The organism is Pseudomonas sp. GW821-FHT11D10 (assembly GCF_058808435.1).
On the sequence record NZ_JBXARR010000007.1, the window covers coordinates 16,062 to 30,832 of the forward strand.

Annotated in this window: 10 protein-coding genes; 9 read left to right on the forward strand and 1 reads right to left on the reverse strand. The window is 60.9% G+C overall.

Going from position 1 to position 14,771, the window contains the following annotated elements; translation table 11 throughout:
* Positions 1–478: 478 nt before the first annotated feature.
* Genes AC1RT4_RS20315 through rfbA form a run of 5 tightly spaced genes read left to right on the forward strand, consistent with a single transcriptional unit; the run spans position 479 to position 6,859 of the window.
* Positions 479–1,309: an acyltransferase gene (locus AC1RT4_RS20315; RefSeq protein WP_493087408.1), complete on the forward strand. Its 831-nt coding sequence runs from the start codon at positions 479–481 to the stop codon at positions 1,307–1,309.
* On the forward strand, positions 1,306–2,556 hold the full coding sequence (locus AC1RT4_RS20320; RefSeq protein WP_039772933.1) for a glycosyltransferase family 28 protein: 1,251 nt from the start codon (positions 1,306–1,308) through the stop codon (positions 2,554–2,556). The genes AC1RT4_RS20315 and AC1RT4_RS20320 overlap by 4 nt, the downstream gene beginning before the upstream one ends.
* 22 nt (positions 2,557–2,578) lie before the next feature.
* Positions 2,579–4,756, forward strand: coding sequence for a prenyltransferase/squalene oxidase repeat-containing protein (locus AC1RT4_RS20325; RefSeq protein ID WP_493087410.1), 2,178 nt, complete (start codon positions 2,579–2,581; stop codon positions 4,754–4,756).
* Positions 4,757–4,810: 54 nt separating this feature from the next.
* A complete protein-coding gene (rfbB, locus tag AC1RT4_RS20330) occupies positions 4,811–5,893 on the forward strand; it encodes a dTDP-glucose 4,6-dehydratase (RefSeq protein ID WP_493087412.1) in 1,083 nt (360 codons plus the stop codon).
* 42 nt (positions 5,894–5,935) lie between these two features.
* Entirely contained in the window at positions 5,936–6,859 is a 924-nt protein-coding gene (gene rfbA / locus AC1RT4_RS20335) for a glucose-1-phosphate thymidylyltransferase RfbA (RefSeq protein WP_493087414.1), read from the forward strand.
* Positions 6,860–6,895: 36 nt separating this feature from the next.
* Here the strand turns inward: rfbA and AC1RT4_RS20340 are convergent, their stop codons facing one another.
* Positions 6,896–8,032 carry an LLM class flavin-dependent oxidoreductase gene (locus AC1RT4_RS20340; protein ID WP_493087416.1) on the reverse strand — a complete coding sequence of 379 codons (1,137 nt, stop codon included), beginning with the start codon at positions 8,030–8,032 and terminating at the stop codon, positions 6,896–6,898.
* An 81-nt stretch (positions 8,033–8,113) separates the two neighbouring features.
* On the opposite strand from AC1RT4_RS20340, the gene AC1RT4_RS20345 reads away from it, so the two are divergent.
* From AC1RT4_RS20345 to AC1RT4_RS20360, 4 genes are all read left to right on the forward strand, one after another.
* Positions 8,114–9,064 carry an NAD(P)-dependent oxidoreductase gene (locus AC1RT4_RS20345; protein ID WP_493087757.1) on the forward strand — a complete coding sequence of 317 codons (951 nt, stop codon included), beginning with the start codon at positions 8,114–8,116 and terminating at the stop codon, positions 9,062–9,064.
* Positions 9,065–9,294: 230 nt separating this feature from the next.
* A complete protein-coding gene (locus AC1RT4_RS20350) occupies positions 9,295–10,452 on the forward strand; it encodes an acyl-CoA dehydrogenase family protein (protein ID WP_115076459.1) in 1,158 nt (385 codons plus the stop codon).
* A 135-nt stretch (positions 10,453–10,587) separates the two neighbouring features.
* On the forward strand, positions 10,588–11,688 hold the full coding sequence (locus tag AC1RT4_RS20355) for an efflux RND transporter periplasmic adaptor subunit (RefSeq protein ID WP_493087418.1): 1,101 nt from the start codon (positions 10,588–10,590) through the stop codon (positions 11,686–11,688).
* Positions 11,685–14,762 (forward strand): MexW/MexI family multidrug efflux RND transporter permease subunit, encoded by a 3,078-nt coding sequence (locus tag AC1RT4_RS20360; protein ID WP_127796852.1) that lies wholly within the window; start codon positions 11,685–11,687, stop codon positions 14,760–14,762. The genes AC1RT4_RS20355 and AC1RT4_RS20360 overlap by 4 nt, the downstream gene beginning before the upstream one ends.
* Positions 14,763–14,771: the final 9 nt, after the last annotated feature.

Below are 14,771 nucleotides of genomic sequence, written 5' to 3' on the forward strand. Positions count from 1 at the left end.
ACAAAATCGTCTGTACTATAACATTCGTACTAAAGGACTATTCCTCGGAAGGGAGCTCCACCTGAGTCACGGACAGACTTGAATCGGCTTTTTCTCATCTCGATAACTGACTTGGTCTTCGTCTCAAGTGTGAACTTCTATCTGTCGTTAATGAATAATGACAGTTGAATGAACCGGGCAGTTAATAAGTGGCGCGGACGCAATGTCTCGCGTGCTTTGAGTAAAAGCCTTAAATAAACAGTTAATTATTATTTGTGCACTGGCGGATTTATATCTGCGGGATGCGCACGCCTATCGAATTTTTATGTGCCCGGCATCAATGGAATGAGGCTTTATTGTGGACGACATAAACGTAATTGAAGTTTCGACGACTGTTGATAGTGCGAGTGAACTTGGCCGGCACGTCTGGTTGCGAGCCGGCAGTCGCCTGACACATGTGCAGATCAGCGATGACTGCTTCATCGGCTTCAGGTGCGATTTGCAGTATGCGTCCATCGGCAAATCCAGCATGTTCGCCACCGGTGCCCAGTGCCTGGGGACGGCTCAGTCGCCGGTTCGGATTGCCGAAAACGTCTGGCTGGGCGCCAAGGCCACCGTGGCTGCCGGTGTCTCCATCGGTGCCGGGGCCGTGGTGGCGGCTGGCGCGTTGGTGACCGCCGATGTGCCGCCGGACGCAATCGTCGTCGGCCGCCCGGCGCGGGTCATTGCCCGGCGCACCGTGGTCGAGGACGGCCGGCCGAGCCCGGAACCGGTGCTGGCCAAAGTCCGGGAGCGGGCGCGCCAGGGCTTGCCGTCGATGCTCGATCGGTCCACGCAGTCGGTCGCGCGACTCAAGTCGCTGAACCCCGACACCCTGACCTGGGACATCAGCGACGACGCTTTGATCGATGCCGAATTGCGCGGCGGGGCGTCGGTGGAAATCGCCCGGGACTGCATTCTGATCGGGCGCAGCAACCGTCAGGGCGGCATGTCGCAACTGGGCGGCATCGAATTGGGCACCGGCGTGCGACTGGCGGCCGGTGTGGTGATCGAGGCGGCCGGCGGCGTATCCGTCGGTGCCTTCAGCGAGTTGTCCGAGGGGGTCACGATCGTGGCCTCCACCCATGATCATTCTTTCCGCTCACTGCCTTGGGAGGAGGCACCGGTGCGCATTGGAAGTCGTTGCGTTATTGGCGAGGGCGCCATCTTGGTAGGTCCACTGAATATTGGTGACGGTGCCGTTATCAAACCGTATTCGGTGGTTATAAGGGATGTATTGGAAAACACTGTGGTTCATGGCGTTGTTCAACTAATGGAGATTCAAGAATGATTTTATTTGCCCCCAATCCAACCGGTTCCGGTCACAACATGCGCGCGCTGTCCATCGCTCAGGCGATCAAGAAACAGCGTCCGGACATGCCATTGACCGTGGCACTGGCTTCCTTGCAGCCGACCTTCACGCCGATGTTCGAAAAGTCTGGCGTAGAAGTTGTGGATATTGCCGGCCGTTTGGTCGATTACTCGAAAAAGAGCAACTTGTCGAAAGAACTCGACTGGAATAATTACATTGGCGGTTATATCGCCAATACCTTCCTGTCCGGCGAGCGAATTCTGTCTTACCTGGCCCTGATCGCCGAATACAAGCCGACCGCTCTGGTGTCGGACTACAACATGGCCGCCTGCCTTGCCGCGATTTTCAGCGGCACGCCGCTGGTGTTCGTCACCGAGCGCTACGACTTCACCCTGTGCCAGCTCGAAGACCATGATCTGGCCGACGGCGGTTTCGAGGTCAACGCGCTGGAAATGGCCCGGGCCCGCACCGCGCTGCACAGCCAGTTCAACTGGATGATCAATCAGAGCCAACTGGTGCTGACCGACAAACCGTATGTGGCTTCCCTCGATCAGGGCACGCCGGTGGCCGAAGCGCTGGTCAGTGGCAAGGCGCATTTCGTCGGCCCGATGATCCGCGACATCAATGTGCAGACCGGCTTGAACGTGCGCGAGCAACTGAACCTCGGCGACTCGCCGTTCATTGTGGCTTCGATCAGCGGCACCACGATGTTTGCCCAGAACAAGGACGCGCTGCTCGCCGCCTACCTCGACAGCTTCAAGATCCTGCGCGAGCGCAATCCGGAGCTGAAACTGGTGTTGCTTGGTCGCCAGGATATCCAGGCTCAGGACGGCGTCGTCTGCGTGCCGTACTACCCGGACTGGATGGGCTTGCTGCGCGAAGCCAGCCTGCTGATTTCGGCGCCGGGCTGGATCACCGTGACGGAAATCGCCGCACTGCAGATTCCAACGCTGTTCGTGCTGCCGTCCAAGTCCGAGTACCACGAACTCGAGGCGCTGCGCCGTCTGGAGCTGCTGGGTTTCCCGACGCATCTGGGCCACGACCGCGATGCGATCGTCGAGCTGATCCAGGGCGAACTGGAAAAAGACACCGACGCTTCGGCCTACTACGCACCGCATCAGCAAGTGGCCGCGCCGGATGGCGAAGGTGCCGCCCGCGCCGCGACGCGCATCATCGAGTTGTGCCAGGGCAGCGTTGTGTCGCTGACCGAAAGCAAAGCCGCTTAACCTCAAGGAAGAGGGATTCACCATGTCACTGCATCCGCAGTTTCTATTTGATCAAGGCCTCAAGGATATCGACCACGGCGGTTTTTTCGCCGTGACCGATGCCAGTGGCGAGGTTGCGATTTCCAGCGACAAGCAGTTGCAGGATCAGGTCGCGGCGACGCTCTACCAGGCCGAGCACGGCGACGATGTCGAACTGCGTTTTGCCCATGACGGGCTGATGCGTTTGCATGATGCTTCGAATGGCGGTTTCCACGAGCTTGCCGACCGCTACTGGACGCCGCACGGCTCCGGACGTTGCCGCACGCTGGCGCTGCAACTGGACGCGCTGGCGGCATTGATTGCCTACCAGCGCCGGGTGCCGCAGAACGCAGCGAACAATGCCGCGATCCACGGCCTGCTGGAAAAGGTTGAAGCGCTCTATGCCCGCTCCACGGTCGCCGGTCTCTACAGCAGCGACTGGTCGACTCCGCTGGAGCTGGCGACCTCGATCGATCTCGACATCAGCGCCACGGCCTTGCTGGCGCGTATCGACAATCAGCCGTTGGGTCTCGGCCTGGTCGGGCACTTACAGATTCATGCAGAAAACCTGATCGGCCGGGTGGCCGGCAGCGACAGCCAATCCTGTGTCGATGTGGCGCTGACCCGTTGCGGCGTGCGTGCTCAGGTCAGTCTGGTGCTGGCGCAACTGGCTGATGCGCGCGACGACAATGCGTTGTCGAATCTGGCCCGTTCGTTCCTGCTGCAAACCCTGGCGCTGTTCCGCGATCCGGCGTACGGCGGGTATTGGGATCGGGTCGGGATCAACGGCAAAGTGCGTTGCGACTGGCACACCTCGTACAAGAATCACGAGTCGCCATTTCCGATCAAGACCGCCTACGACGTGGCGTTGCTGTTGCAGGCGATTCAGGCCTTGCCGTCCGGCGCGAGCGAAGCCGACCGGGCTTCGGTGACGGCGGCGTTGCTGGAGTTTCACGACGCCCGCAATGGCGGTCTGTTCATGGGCAAGGGCTATTTCTGGTCGACGCCGGATGACCCGACCGTGCCGTTCATTCGGCAGTTCTGGGCGCCGCCGCGTCAGCCGGGGATCTTCAGCATTGGCAACCTGACTTACCTGCCGCTGCACCTGAAAAGTCTGAAAACCCAGCTTGCCGCCGCCCACGCCTTGCAGTCCATCGAGCCGGCCGCTGCCGTTGCTCATCATGACGATGCGGCGTTGGTAAACCGTGAGCTGCAAGTGATCGATGGCGGTGGCGATGTGCAGCGCATTCACTCGAATGGCGTGCCGACCATCAATGTCGATCTGCAGCGTTATCTCGCGTGGCTGGCCAAGGCCCGGGCGTCGAATGAAACCCCTTACGGGCTGACCGCCGAAACCGCGCCGCTGGGGTTCCGTGCCGACAAGACCTGGCAGGTGTTCTCCGGGCTGCACGTGATTTCGGACTTGCACGCGCTGGGTCTGCAAATCGAAAACAAGGCCAGCCTGATCGATTGCATCAGGGCCTCGCAAAACACCGACGGCGGATTCGCCGAGCAGCCGGGGCATCTGAGCGATGTGTTCGCGACCTACTGCGCGGTGCTGTCGCTGCGGGTGCTGGGCGCGTTGCCGAACGATATCGGCGGTTGCGTGCGTTACCTGCAAGCGTGTCAGAACCCCGATGGCGGGTTCGGTGATGTGCCGGGTTTCGGCTCGGATATCTGGCACACCAACCTGGCGGTGCTGTCGCTGCATGCGCTTGAAGCCAAGGCGCCGGACGAGCAGGGCGTGATGGCGTTCGCCTTGCGCTGCCGCTCGGCCGATGGCGGTTTCGCCAACAAGCCGGGTTATCCACCGGACGCGTTTTCGGTGTACCGCGTGGTGTCGACGCTGTTCATTCTCAACCGCCGCATCGTCGATGCCGAGCAAACCGTCGCCTGGCTGCAAAAGCTGCAACTGGCCAACGGCTCGTTCCATTACCGGCCGGGCAAAGCGGTCAGCCTGGTGGGCACTTACATGGCCATCGCGGCGATGTTTCTGCTCGACGCCCAGCCGACATATTTGCAGGAATCGAAAGACTGGATCGCTGCCCATCAGAAGCAGGACGGTGGATTCGGCCCGCTCAACGCAACCTCGGCGACCACCGACGAAAGCTTCGTCTGCATCCAGACACTGTTGATTCTCGAACAAGGGCTGTCGCCATACTGGGTGGCGTTGTTGAACTGACCCGCACACAGCATCGAAGGACGTTCAATCATCATTTTGCCAGGGGAGGCGCTGATGAAAATTTTAGTGACAGGGGGCGCGGGCTTCATTGGCTCGGCCGTGGTGCGGTTTCTGATCGAAGAGACCGAATGTGAAGTGATCAACGTCGACAAACTGACCTACGCCGGCAACCTGGAGTCGCTGGCCGATGTGTCCGATTCGCCGCGTTACCGTTTCTGCCAGGTCGACATCTGCGACAAGCCGGCGCTGGACGAACTGTTCGCGCGACTGCAACCGGATGCGGTGATGCACCTGGCCGCTGAATCCCACGTGGACCGCTCGATCGATGGCCCGCAAGCCTTCATCGAAACCAACATCGTCGGCACCTACACGATGCTCGAAGCGGCGCGCGGTTACTGGAACCGACTGGACGCGGCGCGTCAGGCGGCGTTCCGTTTTCACCACATTTCCACCGATGAAGTGTACGGCGACCTGAAACCCGAAGATCCAGCGTTCACCGAGCGCACGCCGTATGCGCCAAGCTCGCCGTACTCGGCGACCAAGGCCGGTTCCGACCATCTGGTCCGTGTCTGGCATCGCACCTTCGGCCTGCCGGTGGTGATGAGCAATTGCTCGAACAATTACGGGCCGTACCACTTCCCGGAAAAACTGATTCCCCACGTCATTCTCAATGCGCTGCAAGGCAAGCCGTTGCCGGTGTACGGCGATGGCGCGCAGATCCGCGACTGGCTGTTCGTCGAGGATCACGCCCGCGCCCTGTATGCGGTGGTCACGCGCGGTGAGGTCGGGCAGACCTACAACATCGGCGGCCACAACGAGAAGACCAACCTGGAAGTGGTGCACACCCTGTGCGATTTGCTTGAGGCGCGCGGTGCGGAAAAGCCGGCGGGTGTTACGCACTTCCGCGACCTGATCACCTTCGTCAAGGATCGTCCGGGCCACGATAAACGCTACGCGGTCGATGCCGGAAAAATCCACGCGACGCTGGGCTGGACTCCGCAGGAAACCTTCGAAAGCGGCATGCAGAAAACCGTCGACTGGTATCTGGACAACCGCGCCTGGTGGGTGCGGGTGATGTCCGGCGCCTACGCGCTGGAGCGCCTCGGCGAGCAACGCGACGAAGCCCTCGTGGCCTGAACATTCAGTCATTCAAATCTCACTGCTTGAAAGGAAAAAAGCATGGCCAAGTACAAAGGAATTCTGCTGGCGGGCGGCGCCGGTTCGCGTCTGCACCCGATCACCCTGGGCGTCTCGAAACAGTCGCTGCCGGTGTATGACAAACCGATGATCTACTACCCGCTGTCGGTGCTGATGCTGGCGGAAATCCGCGAGATCCTGATCATCTCCACGCCGGAAGATCTGCCGGGCTTCCAGCGCATGCTCGGCGACGGCAGCCAGTTGGGCCTGAGCCTGAGCTACGCGGTACAACCGAGCCCGGACGGTCTCGCTCAAGCGTTCATCATCGGTCGCGAATTCGTCGGTGAAGACAACGTCTGCCTGGTGCTCGGCGACAACATTTTTTACGGCGCCGGCTTCGGTGAAACCCTGCTGCAAGCGGCAGCTCGTGATGAAGGCGCGACAGTGTTCGGTTACTACGTGGCCGATCCGGAGCGCTTTGGCGTGGTGGAATTCGATGCTGCCGGCAAGGCCCTGAGCATCTGCGAAAAGCCGAGCGATCCGAAGTCGAACTACGCCGTCACCGGCCTGTATTTCTACGACAACGAAGTACTGCAGATTGCCACCGACATCAAGCCGTCGCCGCGCGGCGAGCTGGAGATTACCGACGTCAACAACGTCTATCTGCAACGCGGAAAATTGAACGTGTCGGTGATGGGCCGCGGCATGGCGTGGCTGGATACCGGCACCCACGATGCATTGATGGAAGCGGGCAATTTCGTGCAGGCCATCGAGAAACGCCAGGGCCTGAAAATCGCCTGCCTCGAAGAGATCGCCTACAACAAGGGCTGGATCGACGACGCGCAATTGCTGGTGCACGCGGGCAGCATGAGCAAGACCGGTTACGGTCAGTATCTGGCGCGCTTGATCCACGATGACGTGGTGGTGGCGATGGATGCACAGCGCCCACTGAAAGGCGCTGCCTGACTAAATGTGGGAGCGAGCCTGCTCGCTCCCGCAGGTTCAGTGTCCGGTCACGCTGTCGAGTTGTGCAGTTTTGACCGTCGAGCGTGGTTCGGCCGACAGGGTTTGCAAACGGGCCAGGCGATTGGCATGCGTCGGCGCTTCGGCCGCCAGCGGCGAGCGGCGTTTGCGGGTTTCTTCACGCAGCACCGGCAACACTTCCTTGCCGAACATGTCGAGTTGTTCCAGCACGGTTTTCAGCGGAATGCCGCCATGGTCGAACAGGAACAGCTGGCGCTGGTAGTCGCCGAAGTACTCGCGGAAGGTCAGGGTCTTGTCGATGATTTCCTGAGGGCTGCCGACGGCCAACGGGGTCATTTCCATGAACTCTTCCAGCGACGGGCCATGGCCGTACACCGGGGCGTTGTCGAAGTAGGGACGGAATTCACGGCGCGCATCCTGAGAGTTGCGACGCATGAAAATATGCCCGCCGAGACCGACGATCGCCTGCTCCGGCGTGCCATGACCGTAATGGGCAAACCGTGCGCGGTAGAACTCGACCAGTGCCATGAAGTGCTCACGGGGCCAGAGGATGTGGCTGGCGAAAAAACCGTCGCCGTAATACGCCGCCTGTTCGGCGATTTCCGGTGTGCGGATCGAGCCGTGCCAGACGAAGGGCGGCAGGTCATCGAGGGGCCTCGGGATCGAGGTGAAGTTTTTCAGCGGGGTGCGAAAGCGTCCGCTCCAGTTGAGGTCTTCTTCGCGCCAGAGCCGGTGCAGCAGGCGATAGTTTTCCATCGCCAGTGGCAGACCGTCGGCGATGCTCTTGCCGAACCAGGGATAGACCGGTGCGGTGTTGCCCCGGCCGAGCATCAGGTCCATACGGCCGCCGCAGAGGTTTTGCAGCAGCGAATATTCTTCGGCCAGACGCACCGGATCGTTGGTGCTGATCAGAGTGGTGGACGTCGAGAGAATGATGCGTTGGGTCTTGGCTGCGATGTAGGCCAGCAGCGTGGTGGGAGAGGAGGTGATGAACGGGGGATTGTGGTGCTCGCCGGTGGCGAACACGTCCAGTCCGATGTCTTCGGCTTTCTGCGCAATTTGCAGGGTGGCCTGGATGCGCTCGGATTCGCTGGGGGTACGGGCGTTGGTAGGGTCTTGTGTGACGTCGCCAACGGTGTAGATCCCGAATTGCATAAAGCCTCCTTGCCTTGGGTAAAGGTGTGTTTGAAACCCTTGCCGCGAAGAATGAATCATCGCGGCACTTGAAATGTACGCCTGTACACGTACAATCGCAAACAATGGGTCATTGCACAAACGGATTTGAAGACCTCATCGAGAGAGGAACGCGATATGGAACTGGGATTTATCGGTCTGGGCACGATGGGCGCACCGATGGTGCTGAACCTGCTGAAAGCCGGGCATCGGGTCCGCGTGTGGAATCGTTCATCGGCACCGCTGGAAGCACTGGCTGCGGCCGGCGCCGAAGCTGTCGAGACACCGGCACTGGCGGCGCAGGCCGAGGTGCTGATTTCGATGCTCGGCGATGACACGGCAATCCGCTCGGTGTTCTTCGACGCCAAGGCGCTGGACGGTCTGCGGGCCGGCAGCGTTCACGTCAACATGTCCACGGTGTCCGTGGCGCTGGCCAAGGAACTGGCGACCGTGCATGAAGCACGCGGCGTCGGTTACGTGTCGGCACCGGTGCTGGGGCGGGTCGATGTGGCGGCTGCCGGCAATCTGAACATTCTCGCCTCCGGGCCCGCCGAAGCACTGGCCCGGGTGCAGTCGCTGTTCGATGTGCTGGGGCGCAAGACCTGGACGTTCGGCGACACGGCTGAAGTGGCCTGCGCCGCCAAACTGTCGGCCAATCTGATGATCGCTTCGGCAATCGAATCCATGGCCGAAGCCTCGACCCTGGCCGGCGGTTACGGCATCAGTCGCGAGGCGTTCATCGAGATGATTACCTCGACCCTGTTTGCCGTGCCGGTCTATCAGGGCTACGGCAAGCTGATGGTCGATGAAAAATTCGAGCCGGCTGGTTTCAAATTGTCGCTGGGCCTCAAGGATGTTCGCCTGGCGCTGGAAGCCGGGGAGGCTGCCCAAGTGCCGCTGCCGTTTGCCAGCGTGTTGAAGGACAACCTGCTGGACGGCATGGCCCATGGTCAGGCTGACCAGGATTGGGCGTCACTGTCGAAAGTCAGTGACCGGCGCGCCGGCGTGAAGTAATCAAAAGATTTAAGCAACGTAACTTGTGTGTAAGTTACGTTGGCCTCTTGCGCCTTGCGTAATTGTCGGACAGTGATTGCTCTTTTATTGGGAAATGAAAGAAGCCTGATAATAGTGCTTGTCAAATGTACGACTGTAGACGTACATTTTTATCGGGGTTTAACAACAATAAAAAGTTCTGTCTGTTTTTTCGTCTGCTGATCGTAAATAAATAATAGCTAGGAGCCGTTATGAAAAATCTAATGCAATGGAACAGCCTTCCCTCCGAATCCAATGAATGGCTCGAGAAGGTGCGTGCACTGAATCCGCTGATTATTCAGCACCGCGATTACAGCGAGCAGACCAATGCGACGCACAAGGATGTGATGTCCCGATTCTTCAAGGACGGTTTTGGCCGCACCTCGGTGTCCAAGGCGTTCGGCGGGTCCCAGGTCGATATCCAGACCACCTCGGCCCTGCTGCTGGAATTCGCCCGGTTTGACGCCTCGCTGTCGTGGCAGCTGGCGGTGCAAGTGGCGATGGGGCGCCTGTCGGATTACCTGCCGGAAGCCACTTCCGAAGCGATCTACAACCACTGCGACGGTTTCGTGATCGGCGCCATCCACTCCGGCGGCGAAGCTCTGCCGATGGGCGACGAGTACCTGCTGAGCGGCAAATGGGCGTTCGCCAGTGGCTCGGCCCACGCCGACTGGCTGGTCTGCACCGCCACCGTCAAAGGCACCGAAAACAACACCACCCCGGAAGTGCGGATGTTCTTCGTCCCCGCCAGCCAGTGCACCATCCTGCCGACCTGGGACACCCTGGGCATGCGCGGCACCGGCAGCCATCACTTCCAGTGCTCCAGCGTGATCGTCCACAAGTCCTTCTCGCTGGACGTCGAAACCCTCAAACAATCCCCCGAAGCGCGCAGCTCCCGGGCCTACGCCACCGGTTACTACGAGTTCGGCACCCTGGCGGCGATGTCCACCGTGCTGGGCGTGGCCCGGGCTGCGGTCGATCATTTCCGTAATGACCGCGCCGTGAACACCGATCCGGGTCTGGAAGGGGTGATCTTCGAGAAGACCGGTCGCGCCATTTCCTCGGTGCACACCGCACAACTGCTGCTGGAAGATGCGATCCACCAGGTGATCAACCGCGGTGAAACCATCGGCGAACCGGTCAGCGCCCGCGTCGGCCTGGCAGCCTCGGTGCTGACCGAGAACTCGGTCAACGCGGTCAACCAGATCTACTCGATGGCCGGTTCCAAAGCCGTCTACAAGTCGCACTTCTTGGAGCGTTGCTTCCGCGATATCCACACCGGGTCGAAGCACTTCACCCTGTCGCCTTTGAACTTGCACGGTATCGGCAAGTACTACCTGGATAAAACCAACGTACTGGCCGCGGCGTAACAGCGGATAAATAAAGCGGGCGCGTTTACAAGTGAAAGTTCACAGGGATCGATAACGCGCCCGCCTTAAGTTGCACCTTTATTTTCTTAAAACTCAAACTTTTGTGCTCGCAGCAAAGAGTCAAGGGAGTGCCACATGCTTGCTCGAAACATTATCAAGTCGCTGATCTTTATTGTTCTTGTGGTGGTGTTATCCGCTGCACTGGGCTGGCGTTTCTGGTCGCCGCCACCGGCGGCGGCCGAGCAACGGATCCCCAGCACCCGGGTCGGTCTGGCCGTGGTCAAGAAACAACCGTACACCTACTACCTCGAAGCGATCGGCAAGCTTGAAGCGCAGCGTCAGGTGCTGGTGTCGGCTGAAGTCAGCGGCAGAGTGGTGGACATCGATTTCGAGTCCGGCGATGAAGTGAAGGCGGGGCAGGTGCTGCTCAAGCTCAACGATGCGCCGGAGCAAGGCGAACTGGTGCGCCTGAAAGGCGAGTACGAATCGGCCAAGGCGCAGTTCGCCCGGGTTCAGGAACTGGCCAAGACCGGCGCCGAAAGCCGTCGCGCCTTCGACAGTGCCCGCGCTCAATACGACGCGGCCAAAGGCGACATGGAACGCATGCAGGCGCAGATCGCCCAACGGCACATTCGTGCGCCATTCGCCGGCACCCTGGGCATTCGCCAGGCGCATCTGGGCCAGTACCTGCAAGCCGGCAGCGCGGTGGCGACCCTGACGGATCCGGGCCTGCTGCGCGTCAACTTCACCCTCGCCGAGCGCGATGGCTCGCAAGTGCAACTGGGCCAGACCGTGCAGGCCAAGGTCGATGCCTGGGGTGATGTGACCTTCGCCGGCAAGATCGTGGCGGTCGATCCGCAGATCAACCAGTCCCACACCATCAACGTTCAAGCGGTCATCACCGACACGCAAAAACGCCTGCGTCCCGGCATGTATGCACGGGTCTCGGTGACCCTGCCGCAGACCGCCGAGCTGCTGATTCCGGAAACCGCGATCACCTACAACGCCTACGGCGAAAGCGTGTTCTCGGTCTACACCGACGAAGCCGGCGTGCAGAAGGTCAAGCGCGAAAGCATCAAGGTCGGCGAGCGCCGCGATGGCTGGGCGGTGGTCGACAAGGGCCTGACCGAAGGCGTGCAGGTGGTGACGTCCGGCCAGCTCAAGCTCCACGACGGCGTGGCGGTGGAAGGTGTCCCGGACACGATTGCTCTTAAACTCAGTGGGCTGGAAAAATGAATTTCACCGACCTCTTTCTTCGCCGCCCGGTGCTGGCCGTGGTGGTCAGCACGCTGATCCTGCTGTTCGGGGTACGCGCGCTGATGAACCTGCCGATCCGCCAGTACCCGATGCTGGAAACGTCGACCATCACGGTCACGACCCAGTATCCCGGCGCCTCTTCGGAACTGATGCAAGGCTTCGTCACGCAGCCGATCAGCCAGGCCGTGGCCTCGGTCGAAGGCATCGACTATCTGTCGTCGACCTCGACCCAGGGCCGCAGCCAGGTGACGATCCGCATGGCGCTCAACAGTGACTCCATCGCGGCGCTGACCGAGGTCATGGCCAAGGTCAACCAGATCAAATACCGCTTGCCGAAGGACGCGTACGACCCGGTGGTGGAACGCACTTCCGGCGGCTTCACCAGCGTGGCCTACGTCGCGTTCGCCAGCTCCAACCTGACCATTCCGGAGATGTCCGACTACATCTCCCGAGTCGTCGAACCAATGTTCGCCGGCATCGAAGGCGTGGCCAAGATCAACATCATGGGCGAGCAGAAACTGTCCATGCGCCTGTGGCTCGATCCGCAGCGTCTGGCCGGTTACGGCATGACCGGGCAGGACGTGTCGGCGGCCATCGAGGGCAACAACTTCCAGGCAGCTCCGGGTCAGGTCAAAGGCCTGTATGTGGTCAGCAACCTGCGGGTCAACACTGACCTGAACAGTGTCGAAGACTTCCGCGATATGGTGCTGCGCAACGACAACGGCCACATCATCCGTGTGCGTGACGTCGGCACTGTAGAACTGAACGCAGCCTCCACCGACACCAGCGGCGCGATGAGCGATGTGCCGGCACTGTTCCTCGGTCTGGACGCCGCACCGACCGGTAACCCGCTGGTCATCGTCAAGCGTGTGCGCGAATTGCTGCCGCAGATCCAGGAAACCCTGCCGCCGGGCGTGACCGTGCAGATCCCGTTCGAAGTGGCGCACTTCATTCAGTCGTCGATCGACGAGGTGAGCTACACCCTGCTCGAAGCGCTGGTGATCGTGGTGCTGGTGATTTACTTGTGCCTGGGCACTTTCCGCACCGTGCTGATTCCGCTGGTGACCATTCCGCTGTCGATGCTCGGCGCGGCGATGCTGATGCAGATGTTCGGCTTCAGCCTCAACCTGCTGACCCTGCTCGCCATGGTGCTCGCTATCGGGCTGGTGGTGGACGACGCCATCGTCGTGGTGGAAAACGTTCACCGTCACATCGAAGAGGGCAAGACGCCGTTCGACGCGGCGCTGATCGGTGCCCGTGAAGTGGCCGGGCCGGTGGTGGCGATGACCTTCACCCTGGCGGCGGTGTATGCGCCGATCGGTCTGATGGGCGGCCTCACTGGCACGCTGTTCAAGGAGTTCGCACTGACCCTGGCCGGTGCCGTGGTGATTTCCGGCATCGTCGCCCTGACCCTGTCGCCGATCATGAGTACTCGCCTGCTGGACGCGAAAACCAGCGAAGGTTTCATGGCGGTGAAGGCGGATCGATTCTTCCAGTACCTGTCCCGTCGTTACGGCGCGCTGCTCGGCGGTTCGCTGGCGCGTCGCTGGATCAGCCTGAGCGTGGCGCTGGTGATCTTCTTCAGCCTGCCGTTCCTCTATCGCTCGGCGCAGACCGAACTGGCGCCGCTGGAAGACCAGAACATCCTGCTGACCGCAATCAAGGCGCCGCAGCACGCGAACCTGAATTACCTCGAAGCCTATGCACACGAGCTGTACAAGACCTTCAACGAAATCCCCGAGGGTTACAGCAACTGGGTGGCGAACGGTTCCGACGGCCTGTCCAACAGCGTCGGCGGGATCAACCTGGTGGACTGGGAAAAACGCGGCCGCGATGCCAACACCATCCAGCCCGACTTGCAGGCGCGGGTGAACCAGATCGAAGGCACGAGCATTTTCGTGTTCCAGATGCCGCCGTTGCCGGGCTCTACCGGTGGCCTGCCGGTGCAGATGGTGATCCGCAGCGATCAGGAATACCTGGCGCTGTACAACGTGATGGATCAGCTCAAGCAGGCGGCGCAGGCCAGTGGTCTGTTCGCGGTGGTCGACAGTGATCTGGACTTCAACAACCCGGTGGTGGAAATCCAGGTTGACCGGGCCAAGGCCAACGCCCTGGGCATCCGCATGCAGGACATTGGCGAAACGCTGAACAGCCTGATCGGCGAGAAGTACGTCAACCGGTTCTCGTTCCACGGCCGTTCCTACGACGTGATTCCGCAGTCGGTGTCGGCGGATCGCCTGACCCCGGAAACCCTGAAGCTGTATTACGTGAAGGACCAGAAGGGCAATCCGGTGCCGCTGTCGACACTGGCCACTCTCAGCGTCAAGGTCGAGCCGAATCGCCTGACCCAGTTCAACCAGCAGAACTCCGCCACGTTCCAGGCCATTCCGGCGCCGGGCGTGACCCTGGGTGATGCGGTGGGCTTCCTGCAAAAACAATCGGAAGGCTTCCCGGCCGGCTTCAGTTTCGACTGGCAGTCCGACGCCCGCCAATACGTGCAGGAAGGCAACAGCCTGGCGTTCACCTTCGGCCTGGCCCTGGTGATCATCTATCTAGTGCTGAGCGTGCAGTACGAGAGCTTCCGCGACCCGTTCATCATTCTGATCAGCGTGCCGCTGTCGATCTGCGGGGCCCTGGTGCCGTTGGCGCTGGGCATGACGTCGATGAACATCTACACCCAGATCGGCCTGATCACGCTGATCGGTCTGATCAGTAAGCACGGGATCCTGATGGTCGCGTTCGCCAACGAGTTGCAGCGCCAGCAAGGCATGGACCGCGTGCAAGCGATCCAGCACGCCGCGCAGGTGCGTCTGCGGCCGATCCTGATGACCACTGCGGCGATGGTGGTCGGCCTCGCGCCGCTGTTGTTCGCCAGCGGTGCCGGCGCCAACAGCCGCTTCGGCCTGGGCCTGGTGATTGTGGTGGGGATGCTGATCGGCACCTTGTTCACCCTGTTCATTCTGCCGTCGGTGTACACGCTGCTCAGTTCGATCAAGCAGCCGACCCATGCACCCGAAGCCGAACCGGCCGGTGTGCCGCAACCCATCCTGTGAGGACGTGAC